Source organism: Halomonas sp. NyZ770 (genome assembly GCF_020616575.1).
Taxonomy (GTDB): Bacteria; Pseudomonadota; Gammaproteobacteria; order Pseudomonadales; family Halomonadaceae; genus Vreelandella; species Vreelandella hamiltonii.
Map to the genome: position 1 here is coordinate 1,317,750 of NZ_CP085143.1, position 21,279 is coordinate 1,339,028.

At 54.9% G+C, this 21,279-nt stretch carries 16 protein-coding genes; all 16 read left to right on the forward strand.

Translation table 11 applies throughout. The features are described from left to right. Positions 1–18 precede the first annotated feature (18 nt). The 16 genes from LG409_RS06110 (at position 19) to LG409_RS06185 (ending at position 21,263) form a co-directional block, all read left to right on the forward strand. The gene (locus LG409_RS06110; RefSeq protein WP_096923266.1) at positions 19–828 is read left to right on the forward strand and encodes an ABC transporter permease; all 810 of its coding nucleotides are present in this window, start codon (positions 19–21) and stop codon (positions 826–828) included. 3 nt (positions 829–831) lie between these two features. After that, positions 832–1,929 (forward strand): chain-length determining protein, encoded by a 1,098-nt coding sequence (locus tag LG409_RS06115; RefSeq protein ID WP_096923265.1) that lies wholly within the window; start codon positions 832–834, stop codon positions 1,927–1,929. A gap of 178 nt (positions 1,930–2,107) precedes the next feature. Then, positions 2,108–3,532: an MBL fold metallo-hydrolase RNA specificity domain-containing protein gene (locus tag LG409_RS06120; protein WP_227407824.1), complete on the forward strand. Its 1,425-nt coding sequence runs from the start codon at positions 2,108–2,110 to the stop codon at positions 3,530–3,532. A 982-nt stretch (positions 3,533–4,514) separates the two neighbouring features. Next, the gene (locus LG409_RS06125; RefSeq protein ID WP_227407825.1) at positions 4,515–5,492 is read left to right on the forward strand and encodes an ATP-binding cassette domain-containing protein; all 978 of its coding nucleotides are present in this window, start codon (positions 4,515–4,517) and stop codon (positions 5,490–5,492) included. A 38-nt stretch (positions 5,493–5,530) separates the two neighbouring features. Beyond that, the gene (gene rfbB / locus LG409_RS06130; RefSeq protein WP_096923263.1) at positions 5,531–6,595 is read left to right on the forward strand and encodes a dTDP-glucose 4,6-dehydratase; all 1,065 of its coding nucleotides are present in this window, start codon (positions 5,531–5,533) and stop codon (positions 6,593–6,595) included. 128 nt (positions 6,596–6,723) lie between these two features. Next, a complete protein-coding gene (locus LG409_RS06135; RefSeq protein WP_096923262.1) occupies positions 6,724–7,089 on the forward strand; it encodes a GxxExxY protein in 366 nt (121 codons plus the stop codon). 50 nt (positions 7,090–7,139) lie between these two features. Next, positions 7,140–8,036 carry a dTDP-4-dehydrorhamnose reductase gene (rfbD, locus tag LG409_RS06140; RefSeq protein ID WP_227407826.1) on the forward strand — a complete coding sequence of 299 codons (897 nt, stop codon included), beginning with the start codon at positions 7,140–7,142 and terminating at the stop codon, positions 8,034–8,036. A 108-nt stretch (positions 8,037–8,144) separates the two neighbouring features. Continuing rightward, complete coding sequence (gene rfbA / locus LG409_RS06145; protein WP_189464281.1) at positions 8,145–9,041, forward strand: glucose-1-phosphate thymidylyltransferase RfbA; 897 nt, start codon at positions 8,145–8,147, stop codon at positions 9,039–9,041. 68 nt (positions 9,042–9,109) lie between these two features. Continuing rightward, positions 9,110–9,658 carry a dTDP-4-dehydrorhamnose 3,5-epimerase gene (gene rfbC, locus LG409_RS06150; protein ID WP_227407827.1) on the forward strand — a complete coding sequence of 183 codons (549 nt, stop codon included), beginning with the start codon at positions 9,110–9,112 and terminating at the stop codon, positions 9,656–9,658. A gap of 41 nt (positions 9,659–9,699) precedes the next feature. Beyond that, positions 9,700–11,862 (forward strand): hypothetical protein, encoded by a 2,163-nt coding sequence (locus LG409_RS06155; protein WP_227407828.1) that lies wholly within the window; start codon positions 9,700–9,702, stop codon positions 11,860–11,862. 41 nt (positions 11,863–11,903) lie between these two features. After that, a complete protein-coding gene (locus LG409_RS06160) occupies positions 11,904–12,827 on the forward strand; it encodes a hypothetical protein (protein WP_227407829.1) in 924 nt (307 codons plus the stop codon). Positions 12,828–12,890: 63 nt separating this feature from the next. Further along, positions 12,891–13,184, forward strand: coding sequence for a hypothetical protein (locus LG409_RS06165; RefSeq protein WP_096923256.1), 294 nt, complete (start codon positions 12,891–12,893; stop codon positions 13,182–13,184). Between the two features lie 20 nt (positions 13,185–13,204). Next, on the forward strand, positions 13,205–14,320 hold the full coding sequence (gene wecB, locus LG409_RS06170) for a non-hydrolyzing UDP-N-acetylglucosamine 2-epimerase (RefSeq protein ID WP_096923255.1): 1,116 nt from the start codon (positions 13,205–13,207) through the stop codon (positions 14,318–14,320). 155 nt (positions 14,321–14,475) lie between these two features. Further along, positions 14,476–15,756, forward strand: coding sequence for a UDP-N-acetyl-D-mannosamine dehydrogenase (gene wecC, locus LG409_RS06175; RefSeq protein WP_227407830.1), 1,281 nt, complete (start codon positions 14,476–14,478; stop codon positions 15,754–15,756). A 132-nt stretch (positions 15,757–15,888) separates the two neighbouring features. Next, positions 15,889–19,092, forward strand: a complete 3,204-nt coding sequence (locus tag LG409_RS06180; RefSeq protein WP_227407831.1) for a glycosyltransferase — start codon at positions 15,889–15,891, stop codon at positions 19,090–19,092. Further along, positions 19,089–21,263: a hypothetical protein gene (locus tag LG409_RS06185; protein ID WP_227407832.1), complete on the forward strand. Its 2,175-nt coding sequence runs from the start codon at positions 19,089–19,091 to the stop codon at positions 21,261–21,263. Before LG409_RS06180 ends, LG409_RS06185 begins: the two co-directional genes overlap by 4 nt. Positions 21,264–21,279 lie beyond the last annotated feature (16 nt).

A 21,279-nucleotide genomic window follows, 5' to 3' on the forward strand; every position in this document is an offset into this window, starting at 1 on the left:
ATCAAAAGAAACGGAAACATGGATAACACAAGCAGCGCTCCGAAAGGGGCGCGAACACCTTGGCAGGTGACTCGCAGCGTGTGGTACGCCATGTTCGTACGCGAGGCGCTCTCGCGTACCATGGGCGACCGCATGGGCTGGTTCTGGATGATCTTTGAACCCGTCGCCTTTGTGGGAATTATGGTGGCCATGCGTAGCTTCATTCGCGGTGGCCGTCTGATCGTCAACGCAGAGTTTATCCCCTGGCTCATTGCGGGGTTGATGGGCTTCATGCTGGTAAGAGAAGGCATGATGCGTGGCATGGGGGCGATTGACGGGAATAAAGCCCTGTTCGCCTATCGGCAAGTGCAGCCAGTCGACCCGGTGCTGGTGCGCAACTTCCTGGAAGGAGCGCTACGCTCACTGGTATTTCTGATCTTTATCGGCGGCGGCCTGATGCTTGGCCTGGACATGTACCCCGACAATGCCGTGCGTGTCATGGCGGCCTGGCTATCGCTCTGGAGCCTGGGGCTGGGGCTGGGGCTGGTAACATCGGTTGCGGCAACGCTGGTGCCTGAAATAGGCAAGGTTATTCGAATGTTATCGCTACCGCTGATGATTTTGTCGGGTGTCATTATCCCGCTCAACAGCCTGCCCCATTGGCTGCTGGAATACCTGATGTTGAACCCCATCCCCCATGGGCTTGAAACGCTACGCTTAGGTTTCTTTGAAAAATATCAGGTCGTGCACGGGACCAGCATGCTGTATTTCTGGTTGTTTACGCTCACGCTCATCTCAGTGGGGCTTCTGATGCACCTGCGCTTTGTTGATCGTTTAAAGGCAAATTAATTCATGCACGCTTCTTTTGGTCGTTTTATCAAAACCTCACCCCACTGGGCCGTTGCCTTTTTAGCCATTCTGGTGGTTACCTTTTACTGGTTCGTGTGGGCAGAAGAACGCTATGTATCGCGTGCCACTGTCGTGCTGGAGAGCCCCCAGGTAGCTCCTCCAGAGTTCAGTCTTTCTTCACTCATGGGGGGCGGCGGAGGAAACACGCACGACCTGTTATTGCTACGCGAGCACCTACTCTCAGTAGACATGCTGCGTTTGCTGGACCAACAGCTCGGCATTCGCCAGCACTACAGCGAAAATGGCGATTTTTTTGCTCGGCTGCGTGATCCGGCTGCACCCATTGAAGATCTGCATCAATATTATTTGCGTCGGGTAGAAGTAGAGCTGGACGAATACGCCGGCGTACTGAATATCCAAGTACAAGGTTACACGCCAGAGTTTGCGCAAAATCTGGCCACGCTTCTGCTTGAAGCAGGCGAAAACCACATGAACGAAATGGGCCATCGGCTCGCCGATGAGCAAGTACGTTTTCTTGAGCAACAAATGGTGCGTCTAGAAGAGCGCTTCAATGATACTCGCGCACGCCTGCTGGAGTTCCAGAACGAATTTGGCTTGGTGTCTCCCACCAGTACGGTAGAAAGTATCAATCAAGTAGTGGCCACGTTGGAAGCAGACCTCGCGCGTTTCCAGGCGCAACGTAATGCCCTGGCAAGCTTCCAAAGCGCCCAATCGGCCGAGCTTCGTCAGGTCGAGCGCAACATAGAAGCCCTGCGAGACCAGATAACCCAACAGCGCGATCGGCTGGCACAGGCCACCGGCAATTCGCTCAACCGGGTATCAGCAGAGTATGAAACCCTGGAGCTGCAGGCACAGTTTGCTCAGGAAACCTACTCAAGTGCCCTGGCTGCACTCGAAAACACACGCCTGGAAGCCGCCCGCCAGCTCAAACAAGTCAGCGTGCTACAAAGCCCGCTGATGCCCGAATACCCCACAGAACCAAACCGACTCTATAACAGCAGCGTGTTTGCCATCATCACTATCTTCCTGTCATTCATCCTCAGCATGATCATCATGATCGTCAAGGATCACCGGGATTAGAGTGGGTGAGTGGTGAGTGGTGAGGGGGAAGGCGTGCCACCCCGTAGCGCGGCGTAACGAAAGAGCGAGAGCAACGAGCGAAAGAGGCACCCGCGTGGGCGGCGCCAGCCGCCTGATAACGCCACCACACGCCAAACGCTCAAAGAAAGCACGCTAAAAAAGCACGAAAAGGAATTCCATGCTCGATATCACACACCACGGCGGGGCAACGGGCGTGACGGGGAGCTGTCACCAGCTCATTCTCGATAGCGAACACTCACTGCTGATCGACTGCGGGCTTTTTCAGGGCGAAGACACCACCGAAGACACTTTCCAGCAGCTCCAGATCGAATTCGATATCAGCACCGTCAAAGCGCTGTTCATCACCCACGTACATATCGATCACGTAGGACGCTTGCCCTACCTGCTGGCGGCGGGATTCAAAGGGCCCATCATCTGCTCCATCCCCTCGGCCAAACTGCTGCCCCTGGTGATCGAAGATGCCCTGAAAATCGGCTTCACCCGCAATGTCCAGCTCATCGAACGTTTCCAGCAGCAGTTGGAAAGCCAGATCATCAGCGTGCCCTACGGTAAATGGCACACCGTGCTTGAAAAAACCGAAGAAGGCGGCATCACCACCCGAGTGAAGCTCAAGCGGGCAGGGCACATACTGGGCTCCAGCTACGTGGAAGTAGCCCACCAGCACCCCAGCGGCGAAAAGGAACGGGTCATCTTCAGCGGCGATCTAGGCGCTCCCTACGCACCGCTACTGCCCGCGCCGCAATCGCCCTACGGCTGCGAACAATTGGTACTCGAAAGCACCTACGGCGACCGCCAGCACCCTGACCGCCGCCAGCGCCGCGCCACGCTGAAACAGGCCATCGAGCAAGCGCTCACTAACGGCGGCACGGTCATGGTGCCCGCCTTCAGTATTGGCCGAACCCAAGAGCTGCTCTACGAGCTGGAAGGCATCATTCATGAAGCCGAGCGCAACGCCAAACGCGGGCTGCCCAAAAGCCTATGGCAAACGCTGGAGATCATCGTCGATTCGCCGCTGGCCGCCCGCTTCACCCAGGTATACCGCGAGCTGAAGCCCTACTGGGACGACGAAGCCCAACGCCGCCTGCGCAGTGGCCGCCACCCGCTCAACTTCGCCAACCTCTACACCGTAGACAGCCACGAAGCCCACGAGCGAACGGTCAGCTACCTGGCCAGCACAGGCCGCCCAGCGGTGGTCATCGCCGCCAGCGGCATGTGCGCAGGCGGGCGCATCATGAACTACCTCAAAGCCATGCTGGGCGATGAACGCCACCAGGTACTGTTCGTCGGCTACCAGGGCGCAGGCACCCCAGGCCGCGCCATTCAGCAATATGGCCCGCGTGGCGGCTGGGTCGAGATCGACAACCAGCGATACGATATCAAAACAGGCGTCACCTCCATCAGCGGCTACTCCGCCCATGCCGACCAGAAAGACCTGCTCAACTTCGTCAAACGCATGCGCCGCTGGCCCCACACCATCCACCTGGTGCACGGCGAACAAACCGCCCGCAGCGCACTCAAACGTGAGCTGGAAGCGATGTACACCCGTAAAGGAAAGGGCGTGACAGTGATGAATGGTGAATAGAACCAACCTCATTTCATTGCTTAACGATCAAGCGCGGCAACACCTCGAATGGCGGCAACCACCCCGTAGCGCGGCGTAACGAAAGAGCGAGGTCACGAGCGAAAGAGGCACCCGCGAAGGGCGGCGCCAGCCGCCCCGATCAAGCCACAGTGATCGAGCAAAGCTCATTGGCCTCATCGGCACCCCTCACGGGGTGCTTCGCGGGTGCGCTCCGCTTACACCGCGCTACGAAATACCGCCATCATTGGCCGCGTGCCCCCGTAGCGCGGCGTAACGAAAGAGCGAGGTCACGAGCGAAAGAGGCACCCGCGTGGGCGGCGCCAGCCGCCCTGATTGGGCCACGGTGGTGGAGCAACCCTCATTGGCCTCATCGGCACCCCTCACGGGGTGCTTCGCGGGTGCGCTTCGCTTACACCGCGCTACGAAACACCGCCATCATTGGCCACGTGCCCCCGTAGCGCGGCGTAACGAAAAAGCGAGAGCAACGAGCGAAAGAGGCACCCGCGTTGGCGGCGCCAGCCGCCCTGATTGGGCCACGGTGGTGTAGCAACCCTCGCTGGCTTATTCGGCACCCCTGGCGGGGTGCTTCGCGGGTGCGCTCCGCTTACACCGCGCTACGAAACACCGCCATCATTGGCCACGTGCCCCCGTAGCGCGGCGTAACGAAAAAGCGAGAGCAACGAGCGAAAGAGGCACCCGCGTTGGCGGCGCCAGCCGCCCTGATTGGGCCACGGTGGTGTAGCAACCCTCGCTGGCTTATTCGGCACCCCTGGCGGGGTGCTTCGCGGGTGCGCTCCGCTTACACCGCGCTACGAAACACCGCCATCATTGGCCACGTGCCCCCGTAGCGCGGCGTAACGAAAGAGCGAGGTCACGAGCGAAAGAGGCGCCCGCGTGGGCGGCGCCAGCCGCCCTGATTGGGCCACGGTGGTGGAATAACCTCATTGGCATATTCAGCACCCCTAACGAAGCCACCGCATACTTGCCCAGCCCAGCAGTTGAATCAAACGTTGACAGAATCGGTGAAATCAATGCACCCCACGAACGCCCCATTCACCATTTACCCCTCACCATTCACAAACCCAAAATGATTGAAATAAAGAACCTCTACAAGCGTTACCACAACCATCACGGTAGCGACTGGGTGCTGAAAGATATCAATGTCACGATCCCCCAAGGGGTGAGCGTAGGGTTGATTGGTGCCAACGGAGCGGGTAAATCCACCTTATTGCGTCTTATCGCGGGCATGGATTCCCCCGAGCGTGGTGAAGTAATTCGCCACAGCCGTGTTTCCTGGCCTGTGGGCCTTTCCGGCGGCATGCAAGGCAACATGACCGGGCGCCAGAATGCCAAGTTCGTCGCCCGAGTTCAGGGCAGTGGCCCAGAAGAAGTCAAACGCGTCATCAAGTTCGTAGAAGAATTCGCGGAAATAGGCCCCGCATTCGACGAACCCATTCGTACCTACTCCTCCGGTATGAAGTCACGCATTTCGTTTGGCCTTTCACTCGCCTTCGACTTCGATGTGTACATTTCAGACGAAGCTACCGCCGTAGGTGACCGCGCGTTCAAGGCAAAAGCCAAAAATCTTTTTCAATCCAAGATTGGCGTGTCATCGCTGATCATGGTCTCGCACTCGGAAGGGATTCTGAAAGACCTCTGCCAAGCCGGTTTGTACATCAAACAGGGTCAAGCGCATTGGTACGACGATATTCATGACGCCATTGCCGCTTACCATGCCGATATCGATCATAAAAAGCGCAGTGCCGAATTGCCCAAAGATGCCAAGGGCGCGCGCCAATACCTGCAAGCCTGCCATGCCGACCTGAAATCCGCGCAAGAGCGCTTGAACGATGCCAAAGAGCAGGGCGACACAAAAGAGATCGCCGCTGCTAAAAAAGCCGTTCAAGAAGCCGGTAGCCGTGCCAAAGAAGCGCGATTACACCTGGAGTCCCTTGAGTGAACGGGCCTGGTCGCTAAGCACTGGAAAATTAGAACGTCATGCAAAAAACATTGTTTATTACCGGTGGAGCAGGGTTTATCGGCTCCGCCGTGGTGCGTGAATTGATCAACAGCACCCAGCATCAAGTCGTCAATATCGATAAGCTCACCTACGCAGGTAATCTGGAATCCTTGGCCAGCGTGGAAGCCAGCGAGCGCTACACCTTTGTGCAAGCCGACATTGGTGACGCCGTGGCCATGCAGCAGCTGTTCGCGCACCACCAGCCCGATATCGTCTTGCACCTGGCCGCCGAAAGCCACGTAGACCGCTCTATCGATGGCCCCGCCGAATTTATCCAAACCAATATCGTGGGCACGGCAGTGCTGCTGGAAGCCGCCCGTGGCTACTGGAAAGCGCTACAAGCCACCAACGCCGCCAAGGCGGAAGCCTTTCGCTTTCACCACGTCTCCACCGATGAAGTATATGGTGACCTGGAAGGCACCGACGACCTCTTCACCGAGACAACGCCCTACGCTCCCAGCTCACCCTATTCCGCCAGCAAGGCAAGTTCCGACCATCTGGTACGTGCCTGGCAGCGCACCTATGGCCTGCCCACGTTGGTCACCAACTGCTCGAACAACTACGGCCCGTACCACTTTCCGGAAAAGCTCATTCCGCTGATGATCCTGAACGCCCTCGCCGGTAAAGCGCTGCCTGTCTACGGTGACGGCCAACAGATCCGCGACTGGCTCTACGTCGAAGACCACGCCCGCGCGCTTATCAAGGTAGCCACCGAAGGCCAGGTAGGCGAAACCTACAACATTGGTGGGCACAACGAAAAAGCCAACCTCACGGTAGTCGAAACCCTCTGCGACCTGCTGCAAGAGCTGGTGCCCAGTGAAAAATCCTATCGAGACTTGATCACCTTCGTGACCGACCGCCCAGGCCACGACGTACGCTACGCCATCGACGCCAGCAAGATCGAACGCGAACTCGGCTGGAAGCCGCAGGAAACCTTCGAGACCGGCCTGCGCAAAACCGTGGAGTGGTACCTTGCCAACGAAACCTGGTGGAAACGCGTACAAAACGGCAGCTACCAAGGCCAACGCCTCGGCAGCCTGTAGAGCCACTGCTTTTTGCCACGGAAAACACGGAAAGCACGGATAAAACCAAGATATGGTTTTTTTATTAATTGCTTTTGATCTTATCTGTGTTTGTAGTGAGCTTCCGTGGTTACTAACAAGAGATGCACATGCTCAAGGAAGAAGCGCTAACATATCGAATCAGGGGAGCTGTTTTTGAAGTCAGCAGGCAGCTTGGCCCCGGTTTTCTGGAAAGCATCTATCAAAAAGCATTGTTCATTGAGCTGCAATCTGCCGGTCTATATGTGGAGGCTGAAAAGCCTGTCAATATCTACTACAAACAGTGCCTGGTAGGGGAGCACCGGCTCGATCTGTTGGTAGAAGGTAAAATTATTCTAGAGTTGAAAGCGCAGAAAAACTTGCCTCCAGCCGCTGAACCGCAACTCATAAATTATCTTCGTGCCACTAACTTACCTGTAGGACTGCTCATTAATTTCACATTTCCAAAAACACTGATCAAACGTATCGTTGTTTAATGTTTTTATCCGTGTTTTCCGTGAGTGTCCGTGGCAAAAAAGGATTCACCATGAACATTTTCATCACCGGCGGCAACGGCCAAGTGGGCTTTGAGCTGCAGCGCCAGTTTGCCCCGTTCGGCAACATCTTGGCCCCCTCACGGCAGGCGCTTGATTTAATCAATGCTCACGCTGTGGATGAGTATCTTGCAAAGCACCAACCTGCCTTGATTCTGAATGCCGCCGCCTACACCGCGGTAGACAAAGCCGAAAGCGAGCCGGAACAAGCCAAACGCCTGAATGCCGAGTTACCCGCACAGCTAGCCGCCTATGCCGCCCAGCAGGGCATCGCGCTAGTGCACTATTCAACCGATTACGTTTACCTTGGCAACGGCGAGACCCCGTGGCAAGAGGATAGCCCCACCGGCCCTCTAAGCATTTACGGGCAAACCAAGCTAGAAGGGGATGAAGCGGTGACTCAAAGCGGTGCACACCACCTGATTTTCCGCACCAGTTGGGTATACGCCGCCCGGGGCAACAACTTCATGAAAACCATGCTGCGCCTGGGCCACAAGCGCGAAACGCTCAACATCGTCAACGACCAAATAGGCGCGCCCACGCCAGCACGCTTGATCGCCCAAATCACCGCGTTGGCCTTCACCCCTCACGCCTCACGTTTGACCCCTCACATCCCATCAGGGGTTTACCATCTGGCCACGCAGGGCGAAACCAGCTGGCATGGCCTCGCCAGCGAAATTTTCAAACAGGCCTCCCAGCGGCAGTTAGCCCTGGCCATTACACCTGACAATACCCACGGCATCACCACGGCTCAGTACCCAACACCCGCCCAGCGCCCGTTAAACTCACGCCTGTCGCTGAGCAAAATAGAGCGGGCACTAGGCATCACCCTGCCTACGTGGCAAAGCCAGCTGGCGCTCACGCTTCAAGAGCATCTGGAACATTACTAAGCCACGGAACGCACTGAAAAAGCGGAAACTTTTTATTTATTGTTTCTTTTGATGTCATCCGTGCTATCAGTGAACATTCGTGGCTAAAAAATGAACAAAGAGACCCCAATGAGTCAAACCACACCCAGAAAAGGCATCATTCTTGCCGGTGGTTCAGGCACGCGCCTGCACCCCATTACTCGGGGCGTTTCCAAACAACTGCTGCCCATCTACGACAAGCCGATGATCTACTACCCGATCTCGGTACTGATGCTGGCGGGCATCCGCGATATTCTCATCATCTCTACCCCTGAAGACCTGCCTCAATACCAAAACCTGCTGGGCAGTGGCGATGATTTCGGCTTGCGCTTCGAATATGCCGAACAGCCAAGCCCCGATGGCCTGGCACAAGCCTTCATCATCGGGGAGCGCTTCATCGGCGAAAGCCCGGTATGCCTGGTACTAGGCGACAACATCTTCCACGGCCAACACTTCTCTGATCAGCTAAAGCGAGCCAGCGCACACACCAGCGGTGCCACCGTATTTGGCTATCTGGTCAAAGACCCTGAACGCTTTGGCGTGGTGGAGTTTGATGAAACAGGCAAAGCCATCTCCATCGAAGAGAAGCCCAAGAAGCCCAAATCCGCTTATGCGGTCACCGGGCTCTACTTCTACGACAAAGATGTGGTCGAGATTGCCAAGCAGGTCAAGCCCTCAGAACGTGGCGAGCTAGAAATTACCAGCGTGAATAACGCCTACCTGCAACGCGGCGATTTACGCGTAGAGCGCCTGGGCCGAGGCTTCGCCTGGTTAGACACCGGCACCCACGATAGCCTCTTGGAAGCCAGCCAATACGTACAAACCATTGAGCACCGCCAAGGCCTGAAAATCGCCTGCCTGGAGGAAATTGCCTGGCAGCAAGGCTGGATCACCAGCGAACAGCTAGCCGAGCTCGCCAAGCCCCTAGCCAAAACCCAATACGGCCAATACCTCCAGCGCCTTTTAAAAGTAAAAGGTAAAGGGTAAGAGGTAAGGAACCTTGTGGTACTTGAATGGCACCTCACACCTAACGATTCACGCCTTACGAGCTATTTATGAAGTACGAAAAACTCGCCATTCCTGAGGTGGTGCTGCTCACCCCGCAAGTGTTTGGGGATGAGCGCGGTTTCTTCATGGAAACCTTTCGTCAAAGCGAATTTGAAGCCCACTGCGGCCCTTACCAGTTCGTGCAAGACAACCACAGCAAATCCAAACACGGCATTTTACGCGGGTTGCACTACCAACATCAGCAGCCCCAAGGCAAGCTGGTACGCGTCACGCAAGGTGAAGTGTTCGATGTAGCGGTGGACATGCGCGCAAGCTCGGCCACCTTTGGCCAGTGGGTAGGCGTCCATTTAAGTGCGGACAACAAGCAAATGCTGTGGGTACCACCAGGGTTTGCACACGGCTTTTACGTCACGAGTGACGAAGCCGAATTTCAATACAAATGCACCGACTATTACGCCCCCGGCGATGAAGTGTCGATCCGTTGGGACGACCCAAGCCTAGCGATTACATGGCCGCTGAGCGAACACCAACGACCCACCCTATCCAACAAAGATGCTCAAGGGCTCAGCCTGCACGAAGCCCCCCAGTTCAAGTAAATCAAATGACTATCAAAGAAGTGAATGGAGCTGCCCAGACAATGTCCTTAGCCGTATATATCGGAACCGAAAAATTTCGCGATACGCGAGAGGGAGACGCCAGCGCAGAGCCCGCCCATGCCGTTACGCTAGGCGATATCGCCACTGGCTTCTCCCACGACACGACGGAAGGGCAGCCCGCTTTACTTCTTAGCGTCTTCACGGAAGAAGCCCTCTCAGCTCTGGAACACTGGCTAAAAAGCGATGCAGAGCGCACCTGCACCATTGCATGGCCGCACCCCAGCGCCTGGTTAGCCGCCAGCTTGCAGCACGCCAATCGGCCTAAAGAAGCACTGTGGCAATGGAGCTATCAGGCCGACCTATTGGTAAAACTCTATAAGCGCAAGCGTAAACAGGTGACGCTGGAAGGGTACCTGCCCAACGTCGCCACTGTGGCCCTGCTGCCATGGGTGGCCCAGCTCACGCTGGCGCAAACAGCACCTCTCTACCGGCTAATGGCGCATCAGCTCACCCAGGAAGACAGCCTGCTGCAACAAGCCTACAGCTATCTGAAAGCCAGCAGCGGCCACGTAGCGAACTGGCAGCAGCCCGCCGTCGACGTAGTCGAGCAAAGCCTGCAACAGTTGGCGCACGAGCACCAGCAACGCGACACGCTCAAAGCCACGACAGAGAGTGCCCAGGCAGAGCTAAGCCACGTGCAGCAGGAAAACAGCCAGCTTGGCGAACAGCTGGCCACGCTGCAGCAGCAATGCAACGATACCCAAGCCAAGCACGACGCAACCCAAAAGCGCCTGGAAGAAACCACCCAGCGCCTATCAGAAAAAAGCGCCCAGCTGCTGGAAACCGAACACGCCAAAGACACCCTGGCCAGCCAACTGACAGAGCAGCAGGCCACCAACACCCAGCTGCGCCAGCAGCTGGACGAACAGCAGCAAGCCGCCACGCGCAAAGCCAACGAACTGGCCAAGCTGCAAGATCACACTTACGGCGTAGAGCAAGAAAATGCGGCGCTGCTAGAACAGCTCATGAAAGTGCAAGAAGCGCTGGAAGAGAACATTCTGGCCAACCAGGCACAACAGGCCGACCTGGAAGAAAAAGAAACCAAGCTCAACTGGTTAAGAAAGAAAACCAAATCGCAACAAGCTCGGCTGGATGAGCGCAAAGCCGAACTGAGCCAGCTAAAAGGCGACCATAAAAAAGCCCAGCAAGCGTTGGAAAAGCAGCTGGCAGAGCAAACCAAGGCCGCCCAAGCACAGCAAGATGCCTACAAAGCGCTGAGCCAGGCCAGCCAAGAGGCACTGCAACAGGTCGAACAGCAATTGGCACAAGCGCAGCAAGAAGCCAACGCGTTGGCGGCTGCACACCAAGCCGAACTGGAACAAGCGGAAGAAAATGCCGCCAAGGCGCAGCAACAAGCGCAGCATCGCAAAGAGCAGTTACTGCAAGAGCAGGCGTTGTTGATCGAACAGCTGCATCAAACCCAAGAGCAGTTCCGCCTGGAAGCCCAGGACAAGCAGCAGCTGCAAGACACCCTGCAAACCTTGCAAAAACAGCATCAAACCGCCCAGCAAAGCCTGGACAAGCTCACTCAAGCGCATCAAAAAGCGGTGAAGCAAGCAGAGAAAAAAGACGCGCAGGCCAGTGTGAAGTACCAGCAGCTGCAGCAAGAGCAGCAGCTCATCGTGGCTCAGCTTCATGAAGTGCAAGAGCAGCTAGTAAAGACCACCGAAAATGCCCAGCACTACAAAAAGCAGGCCGACAGCCGTCAGAAAACCATCAATGTGCTCAAGCAAGAACAGCAGCTCATGCAGCACCAGTACGAAAGCATTACCCAGTGGCTGCGCGCCAGTGGGCACCGCAATGCCGCTGCCGCCTACCGCTATAGCCGCCCCTTCAAGCGTGCGCTACCGCAACAGGTAGCCACCATCCAGCAAAGCAGCTTCTTCGATGCCCAGTGGTATTGTGAACAGTACCCGGATGTCAAAACTTCCGGCATGGAACCCGCCGAACATTACCTCAAGTTTGGTGCCACCGAAGGGCGCAACCCCAGCGACAAGTTCGATACTTACTTCTACCTGTGTGAATACGCAGACGTAGCGATTTCCGGGCAAAACCCGCTGCTTCACTACCTGCGCTATGGGCAGCATGAAGAGCGCTTGCCCGCCAGGCCCCAGCAGCAGTTGCCAGCCCCCGCCCAGCCTTGAATACCACGCTGCCCAATGCCCACGCATAGAAGTGACCCCTCATGAGCATTCAATTACTGTACCTGGGGCCTCTACGGCCCGACACGCTAACGCTGCTGGAAGCGCTTGGCCCGGCAGAAAGTGCCCAGTTCATTACGCCCACCGCGAATAGCGAGCAGTGGCTGGAAGTACAGGGTTTGTTCCCACAAGCCGTGCAGCAAGTAAAAAAACTGGCGGAAGCCAGCGGTGAACAGCCGTACTACGTCTTCAACCTGCCGGAGTTCAACGCCAGCCAACCCGCCTCTGGGCTTTACACCCTTTACCCAGGGCTAGAGCTGGTAGATAGCACCCCCCAGCCGCTCATGGGGGTCGCCGATCTACTGAATGAACTGGAAAACCAGCCCAGCACCATAGTGGTCGAACAGCCAGAACTGGTATGGCCGCTACTGCAAGCGCTGAAAGCGCACGCCGGCTACAAGCAACTCAGCGAGCTGTGGTTAAGAGTAGGGGGCGTACCGCTGTACCAAGGCATGCCGGAAGCCGAGGAAATCCTCAATTGGTGCCTGGAAGAAGGCTTCGAGCTTCAAGTAACCCGCGAAGACGACCCGGACCTGCCCCTGCTTCAGCTAACCCGCCACCCGTTCTACGACCGCTGGCAAGAGCAGGCACAGCGCGCGGCCAAGCTGGCCAAGCAGCTCAAGGCTGCCCAAGTGGCCATCGAGGCAGGGCATAACGAACAGCAGGAGTGGTTAGCTCAGCAAACGCAGTGGCAGCAAGAGCGTGAAGCGCTGAAAGCACAGTGTGCCGAACAACAGCAAAAGCTCGACGCTTTGCAGGCCGAATTGGCACAACAAAAAGCGCTGCATGCTGCACTCATGGAATTGCATAAAGATATAAATAAAAAATTTGACGAGCAGCACACGTTTATCAAAGAGGTTGCCAATGCCTTGGGCCAGCATATTACACGGCGTACCACGGACCTTTAACGCGGGGCGGCAAAGTCTCTCACGACGATACGAATGGACATAAGCAACAGAGAACATAAGGGAATGGATGTGACACAGCGAATTGTGGCCAGCGCCTCTAAAAGCTTCCGCGAGGGCAACTATCAGGAAGCCTTAAACCTGTACCAGAAAGCAGCAACGCTTTATGATAGCGCCTTTTTCAGCGCTAATATTGCTTTGTGTGAGCAGCGTATAAAAGGCGAACCTGAACATAAACAAGTGCTTGCGGGCTCGCCTGCGGAATCTAGACAGCTGGCAGAAACCCAAAGCCTGCTTGAACACTACTACCGCCGCTGCCAAGAGCTGGAATATCAACTGTTGGAAACCGCCACACCATAGGCAAGGAATAGGGAACACCGATGAAAGTTTTAACCGTGTTTGGTACACGCCCTGAAGCCATCAAAATGGCCCCGCTGGCACTGCAGTTAGCGGAAGACACGCGTTTTGAAGCGAAAGTGTGTGTTACGGCACAGCACCGCGAAATGCTGGATCAGGTACTGGAACTATTCGAGCTGACGCCCGACTACGACCTCAACATCATGAAGCCAGGGCAAGACCTGAATGATGTGACCTGCGGCATTCTGCAAGGGTTAAAGAGTGTTCTTGAAGAGTTCAAGCCGGATATCGTGTTAGTGCATGGCGATACGGCCACCACCTTTGCCACCACATTGGCGTGCTACTACCAGCAAATTCCCGTAGGCCATGTAGAAGCAGGCCTGCGCACGGGCAACCTGTATTCGCCCTGGCCGGAAGAGGGCAACCGCAAGTTAACCGGCGCATTGGCCGCCGTGCACTTTGCGCCTACCAGTACCTCCAGGCAGAACCTGCTGGAAGAAGGCATTGACCCTGCCACCATTCACGTAACGGGCAACACGGTGATCGACGCGCTGCTGGAAGTCGTAGAAAAGCTGAAGAGCCAGCCGGAGCTTGCCGCAGAGCAAGCGAAGCGCTTTCCCATGCTGGATGCCAGCAAGAAACTGATTCTAGTGACCGGCCACCGCCGTGAAAGCTTTGGCGGCGGGTTCGAACGCATTTGCCAAGCCCTGGCGGAAACCGCCAAAGCGCATCCCGAAACGCAAATTCTCTACCCCGTACACCTGAACCCCAACGTGCGCGAACCGGTAAACCGGCTGTTAGCCGATGTGAGCAACGTACACCTGGTAGAGCCGCAAGACTACCTGCCGTTTGTGTACTTGATGAACCAGGCGCACATTATCCTGACGGACTCTGGCGGTATTCAAGAAGAAGCGCCCTCATTAGGCAAGCCCGTGCTGGTCATGCGCGATACCACCGAGCGCCCTGAAGCGGTAGAAGCCGGAACCGTGAAACTGGTAGGTACTGATGTCGCCGCCATCACCCGCGCGCTGAACACGCTGCTCACCGATGAGCAGGCCTATAACGCCATGAGCTACGCCCACAACCCCTACGGCGACGGCAACGCCTGCCAACGTATTCGCGACATCTTGGCGAAGTAATACGCGCGCTAGCTTTGTCATGCCACGGAATAACACGGATGACACGGATAAATGAAAAAGTACTATTTGTATAAGTACCTATCCGTATAAGTACTTATCCGTGTTGTCAGTGTTTTCCGTGGCTCACTACTTTTACTCTTTATAAGAGCATGAAAATGAAATTCGATACTATCTCCATGATCGGTTTGGGCTACATTGGTCTACCTACCGCGGCAGTATTTGCGTCACGCAAGAAAAAAGTCATTGGTGTGGATGTCAACCAACATGCCGTAGACACCATCAACAGCGGCCAAATTCACATTGTCGAGCCCGAGCTGGATATGGTGGTGCACGCTGCCGTCACCGAAGGTTACCTGCGTGCCACCACAAAACCCGAACCCGCCGATGCGTTCATGGTGGCAGTTCCCACCCCGTTCCACACCGATGAGCACGGCCAGAATCACAAAGCCGACCTGAGCTACATCGAAGCTGCTGCCAAAGCCATCGCCGCCGTGTTAGAGCCGGGCAACCTCGTGGTGCTGGAATCCACCAGCCCCATTGGTGCCACCGAGCAAATGGCCGCATGGCTAGCAGAAGCCCGGCCAGACCTCACCTTCCCGCAAACCCACGGCGAAGCCTCGGATATCCGCATTGCCCACTGCCCCGAGCGTGTGTTGCCCGGCCATGTGATTCGTGAGCTCGTGGAAAACGACCGAGTGATTGGCGGTATGACCCCCAAGTGCGCCGAAGCCGCCTGCGCCTTGTACGGCATCGTGGTCGAAGGCGAGTGCGTGCCGACCACCGCCCGCACGGCGGAAATGGCCAAACTGACCGAAAACAGCTTCCGCGATGTGAATATTGCGTTTGCCAACGAGCTTTCCACCATTTGCCACGAGCTGGACATCAACGTGTGGGAGCTGATTGCGCTGGCCAACCGCCACCCACGGGTGAATATTCTGACCCCCGGCGCAGGCGTAGGCGGCCACTGCATTGCCGTAGACCCCTGGTTCATTGTGGATGCCTGCCCAGAACAGGCCAAAATTGTACGTGCTGCGCGTGAAGTCAACGATGCCAAACCCCAGTGGGTGCTGGCGCGGGTTAAAGAGGCCCTGGACAGCTACCACCAGCAAAACCCCGAAGCCAAGCGCAGCGAGCTGACCGTGGCATGCCTGGGCGTTGCCTTCAAACCCGATATCGACGACCTGCGTGAAAGCCCCGCCTTGGGCATTGCCGAACAAGTAGCCGCCCTGGGCTGCCGTTTGCAGGTAGTCGAGCCCAACATCGAAGCGCTGCCTAAAACACTGCAACAAACCAATGTAGAACTAAAAACACTCGAAGAAGCACTGACACAAGCAGACGTAGTGTGCGTACTCGTGAAGCACAAATCGTTTATCAAAAATGTAGAGAAAGTACGCGAGAAAGAGAGCGTCATCGACGCCGTAGGCTTACTGGGCTAATAGCCCACTTAAAAGTGAGGGGGAGTTCCGCAGGGCCACAGCATTAGTCCATAGGCTCATCACTTCCCCCTCACCATTCACTCCTCACTCTTTACGATTGTTCTCTCACTATTTACCTATTTCTGGATCTCCATGGACGAGTTGCTTTCACACGCCTCCAAGCTTGCGGACACACCCGCGCAGCCACTCAATGCGCCCATTCAAGGAAGAATTGCCTATATGGTTAGCCATGGGCAAAGTTACGCTAGCAACGGCTATGCGATTAGAACCCAAGGCATTGCCCACGCACTGAACCAGCACGGCTTTGAAACACTCTGCTTTGTGCGCCCAGGCAGGCCGTGGGAGCTAAACGCAGAAAGCAACGTCGCACCGGAAACCACCATTGAAGGCGTGCGCTACATTCATACACGCTGGAAAGGTGATGCCGCCCCAAAAAACGGCAAGCCGCTGTTAGAAGAGAGCATAAATAAGTACATAGAGTTATTCAGGGTGTACCGCCCCAGCGCGGTATTGGCTGCTTCCAACCATGCAGTGGGCCTGCCCGCCTGGGTGGCTGCCAAGCGCTTGGGCCTACCGTTCTATAACGAGGTACGCGGATTTTGGGAGCTTTCACGTGCCGCCCGCGAACCCGAGTATGAAAACAGCGCCGCCTTCCGTAAAGAAGCCGAGCGTGATGCGTTTGTAGCAAAACAGGCGCAAAAGGTATTCACCCTCAACCAGCCTATGAAAGAGGAGCTGGTAAAGCGCGGCGTAAAGCCGGAAAACATTGCCATTGTGCCTAATGGCGTGACCGCGCTTCCCAACATCAAGCCGGCCAACTCAGCTTTGAAAAAACGCCTAGGCATTGAAGAGGGCGATAAAGTAGTAGGCTACATTGGCAGTTTTAGTGCCTATGAAGGGCTCGAAGTGCTGCTGGAAGCCTGTGCCCAGCTGGTGGCCCAAGGTGAAAAAATCAAGCTGCTGTTGGTAGGTGACGAGCAGCCGATCACCAAAGCAGTAGGCGACCATGCTTTGGCCAAAGAAGCAGACAGCACCCCCTGGTTGATACAGGTAGGGCGCGTTGCCCATGAGCAGGTAGGCGATTACTACGCATTACTGAATGCAGTAGTGATTCCCCGCAAGCCACTGGCCGTTTGCAACATTGTGCCGCCGATTAAAGCGGCAGAAGCCCTTTCTTACGGTAAGCGCCTGGTCGTTTCTGATATAGCGCCTTTGGCAGAGTATGCAAAGAAACACAAAGAGGTCGTGAGTTTTAACGCTGACAATGCCACCAGCTTGGCTGAATCTCTTAAGAGGTCACTGAAGCTGCCAGCACCGAAGCCGAATTCTGAGCTGCTGTTCTCTGCGCATGCTGAGCCAATAGTGAAGGTGTTGACGATAGAGAAATGGCAGCAGGGCATAGAGAGTGAGACCACTGTAGAGCCAGTGGTAGCGCCTGCGACTGAGCCAGCGGCTGTAAAGTTGCCCACTCCGGCAGCTACTCCCAAGCCTGCTTTAGCGCCGAAAGATGAAACAGTTCATATCACAAAGAAGCAATTGACGCTCAGCGGCAACAGCAAGAAAAGCGTAGCTGATTTCATAAAGGTGCCGGTACCTGGTGCTACATTAGAGCTCTCAGCGGCTGTCATCTACCGGCTGAAAAGTGCCGCTACGTCCCGCAAAGCGGTGCTATTGTTCGACTTTTTGGACAAGGAAGGCAACAAAAAAGCGACCGTTCCCGGTATTGGAATAGCGGCGGCGTTCAAGCAGCATTTTCGATATCTCAACGCTAATAGCAAAACGCTAGATGAGACCACAAAAGAAGTCTTCAAACTGACGCTACCAGAAGATGTTGTCAGTGTGTCTCTCTCAGTGGGAAGTCTGGGCATCAAGGATGATGAGCAGGTCGAGCTTTGCATCCAAGGGCGTTGCTACAGCGAAGCCGCCGAGAAAGAGCGTAAGCGTCAACTGCTTCAGCGACAGCCCCTTCCGACTGCTATCGTCCATGATCCCCAGCACAAGCGACTCACTTCGGACCTGACTGTAGCCTGTGTACTGGACGAATTTACCGCCGAGTGTCTCTCTCACGAGGTCAAGCTGATCAAGGTGACCCAAGAGGACTGGCAGTCGCAAATCGAGCAGAACCCACCGGACTTCCTACTGGTGGAGAGTTGCTGGAAAGGTAATGATGGCAACTGGGGTACGATCACCAAGGGTAGCGGTGGTGGCAAGAAACTCAGCGGTCTGCTGCGCTACTGTAAGCAGCAGGGCATCCCTACGGCGTTCTGGAATAAGGAAGACCCTCCTCACTATGACAAATTTGGCCCCATTGCCAAGCTCTTCGACCTAGCGATCACCACCGACGTCAACATGGTGCCGCGCTACAAAGCAGACTTCGGCATTGATGCCCACCCACTCTCCTTCGGCGCCCAGCCCAGAATCCATAATCCCGAGCCGGTGATTCCCCGACTATCCAAGGCCGTGTTCGCTGGCTCCTACTACGGTGATAAGCCCAAGCGCTGTGACGATTTCAACCAGGTGATGGGTGAGGTGAAGCGGGCCGGCGTCCAGTGCGATATCTTCGACCGCAACTACCAGCAGGGCATCGAGAAGTTCTTTTTCCCCGATCACTATCAAGACAGCATCGTTGGCAATCTGCCGCCGGAAGAGGTCTGGAAGGCCCATAAGGGCTACAAGTATCAGGTCAATATGAACTCAGTTCAGGACTCTGCCACCATGTTTGCCCGTCGGGTCTATGAGTCGCTAGCTTCCGGTACGCCGGTGATAAGCAACGATTCAGTTGGGGTACGCCAGCTGTTTGGGGATATTGTCATCATGCCCGGCGAGCAGAGCATTGCCGAGCAGCTGAGGGCACTGGAAGCCTCGCCACAGGCCTATCAGGCACTGGCTCGCCGCGGCGTACGTGCCGTGATGCGCGACCATACCTATGGCCACCGCATCCAGTCGCTGTGCCGCCTACTGGGTATGGAGGTTGAGGTTGCTTTGCCCAAAGTTGCCCTGGCGATCACTGCCAGCAGCGAAGCTGATATCCAGCGAGCTAAGCAGCTATTTGAGGCCCAGACCGCCCATAATAAACAGCTTTTCATCGAGCTGGAAAACTTCGAAACCGCATACCAGTTCCTCAACCAATCCAACGGCACTGTGACTTACGCTATGAAGCTCGCCCACGAGTTCTATACCGATGAGCGCCACTACTACGGGCATAATCGCGTCCTCAAGCACGACGTGTCCCAACCCCTGCACATTGAGGCACTGGAGGATTTCATCTACTGGGGCGAACATGAACCGAGTTCCGACCTAACGCTTGTCTCCCGTCGGCAGGAGGTAAGCGCATGAGCCGCTCTACCCCAAAGAAGGTGCTGGTGGTCTCCTGGCATTTTCCGCCTTACAAGAGCTCTTCGGCCTTCAATCTCTTCAAACGATTGAAGGACACCGGCTACGAGTACGATGTGTTGCAGATCAAGCGCGCCGACAAGCCTGACAACGAAGGGATGTTCCGCTACGCGGCCAGCCGCTTCAATCGCTATGAGATCGAAGTGCCCACGGAAGATGCTCGAGATCCCCAGGCCCGCGAACACTATGTGGAGAAGGTACTAGATTTTTATCAACGCCTGAAAGAACACAGCCACTACCGGGTGATGATTTCACACTCTCATGAGATTGCTTCGCATTTGGCCGCTATGGCGATCAAGAAGGCCAATCCAGAACTGCGATGGGTGGCTTCTTTTGGTGATCCTATAGCCGCGAACCCTTTTAACGAATCTTACAAGTTTCCCATGTTGGAAGAGGATAGCCAGACGGAAACAGAGGTGCTTCAGCGGGCTGACAGGATTATCGTCACCAACCCCTACCAGCAGGCCATTGTCTGCGACAGCCAGGCCCAGCCGGTGGATAGCAACAAGTTCTTCGTGCTGCCCCACTGCTTCGATGAGCGCATGTATCCGGCGCGGGCTGAGCAAACCGACATCGTGCAGGAGAAGGCTGGGGGTGAACAGGTCTTTCGCTTCATGCACGTCGGTATGCTTTATAAGTTCAAGCGTACCTCGGAACCCTTCATGCTGGGCGCCCAGCGATTGCTAGAAAAACATCCTGAACTACTAGGGCGTTTTACCTTAGAGTTCTATGGTGCCAATGACCGTTATATTCAGGCTGCTGCCGATTATGGTTTGGAGGGGGTTGTCAGCTTCGAGGGAACGGTCAGTTACCTGGAAAGCCTAGCAGTAATGACCCAAGCTGATTGTCTGCTGTTACGTGATGCTGATTTTAGCGATCAAGGGCTTCGTGACACACCATTTTATCCAGGAAAGCTCGCTGACTACTTAGGGGCTAAAAAACCGGTATTAGCAGTGACCATGGCCCATGGCTGTGTACCGGATATGTTGGATAGCCTTGGGGGGGCTTCATTAACAGAAAAAGATATAGATGGAATTGCCCACGCCATGTGGGAAGCTATCCAAGGTCGTTTAGGAGTAAATGTAGAAGAAGCAGAACGCTTTTCTCATACCCAGACTGCGGAGCGAGCAAGGAAAGCGTTGACCTTTGCGCAAGATAAAAAGAAAGTGCTCGTTGCAGGTCATGATCTGAAATTTGCTAAATTTATCATCGAAGCTATTGAGCAGCGAGATGATATGGAATTGCTGGTTGATCAATGGCAAGGTCACAGTAAACATGATGAAGAGCAAAGCCTACGGTTATTAAACCAAGCGGATACAATACTTTGTGAATGGGGCCTGGGGAATCTAGTTTGGTACTCAAATCATAAAAAAGAGGGGCAGAAATTAATCACCCGTATACATGCGCAAGAGCTAAAGACTAGGCATCTTGAGCAATGCAACCATAAAAATATTGATAATTACATTTTTGTTTCACCTTATTATTATGAGCTGATGATATCTGAATTTTCTCTTGAAAGAGAGAAGTGTAGGATGATTTTCAACATGGTAGATACAGATCTGCTAGATAAGCCTAAGTATCCAGGTTCCGAGTTTCATCTTGGGATGATTGGAGATGTGCCTCAGTCTAAACGCCTAGATCGGGCATTAGACATTTTTGAAAAATTGTATGTTAAAGATAAGCGTTATAAGCTTTTTATAAAAGGTAAGAGGCCGGAAGATTACCCGTGGATGCACTCAAAGGCGAAAGCCGATGAAATGGCTTATTACAAAAGCCAATATCAGCGCATCAAAGATAACGGCTGGAGTGAAAACGTTATTTTTGAGGGTTTTGGCCCAATAGATGTATGGCTGCAAAAAATCGGCTGGATACTCTCCGTCAGCGATCATGAGAGTTTTCACCTGGCTGTGGCTGAAGGTTTAGCAAGTGGTTCACGACCGATAATTTTGTCGTGGCCAGGAGCGGAAACAATCTACCCGAGCAATACAATATTTATGTCTCTAGACATGGCTGCTGAGTTCATTGCTAGATCTGATTTGCTACCTTCAATAAAAGAGAAAGTTTTATGTTTTGATCGTTATAAGGTTGCCGGTTGTATTTTGAATTTTTTATAGTTTAAATAATTGTGTG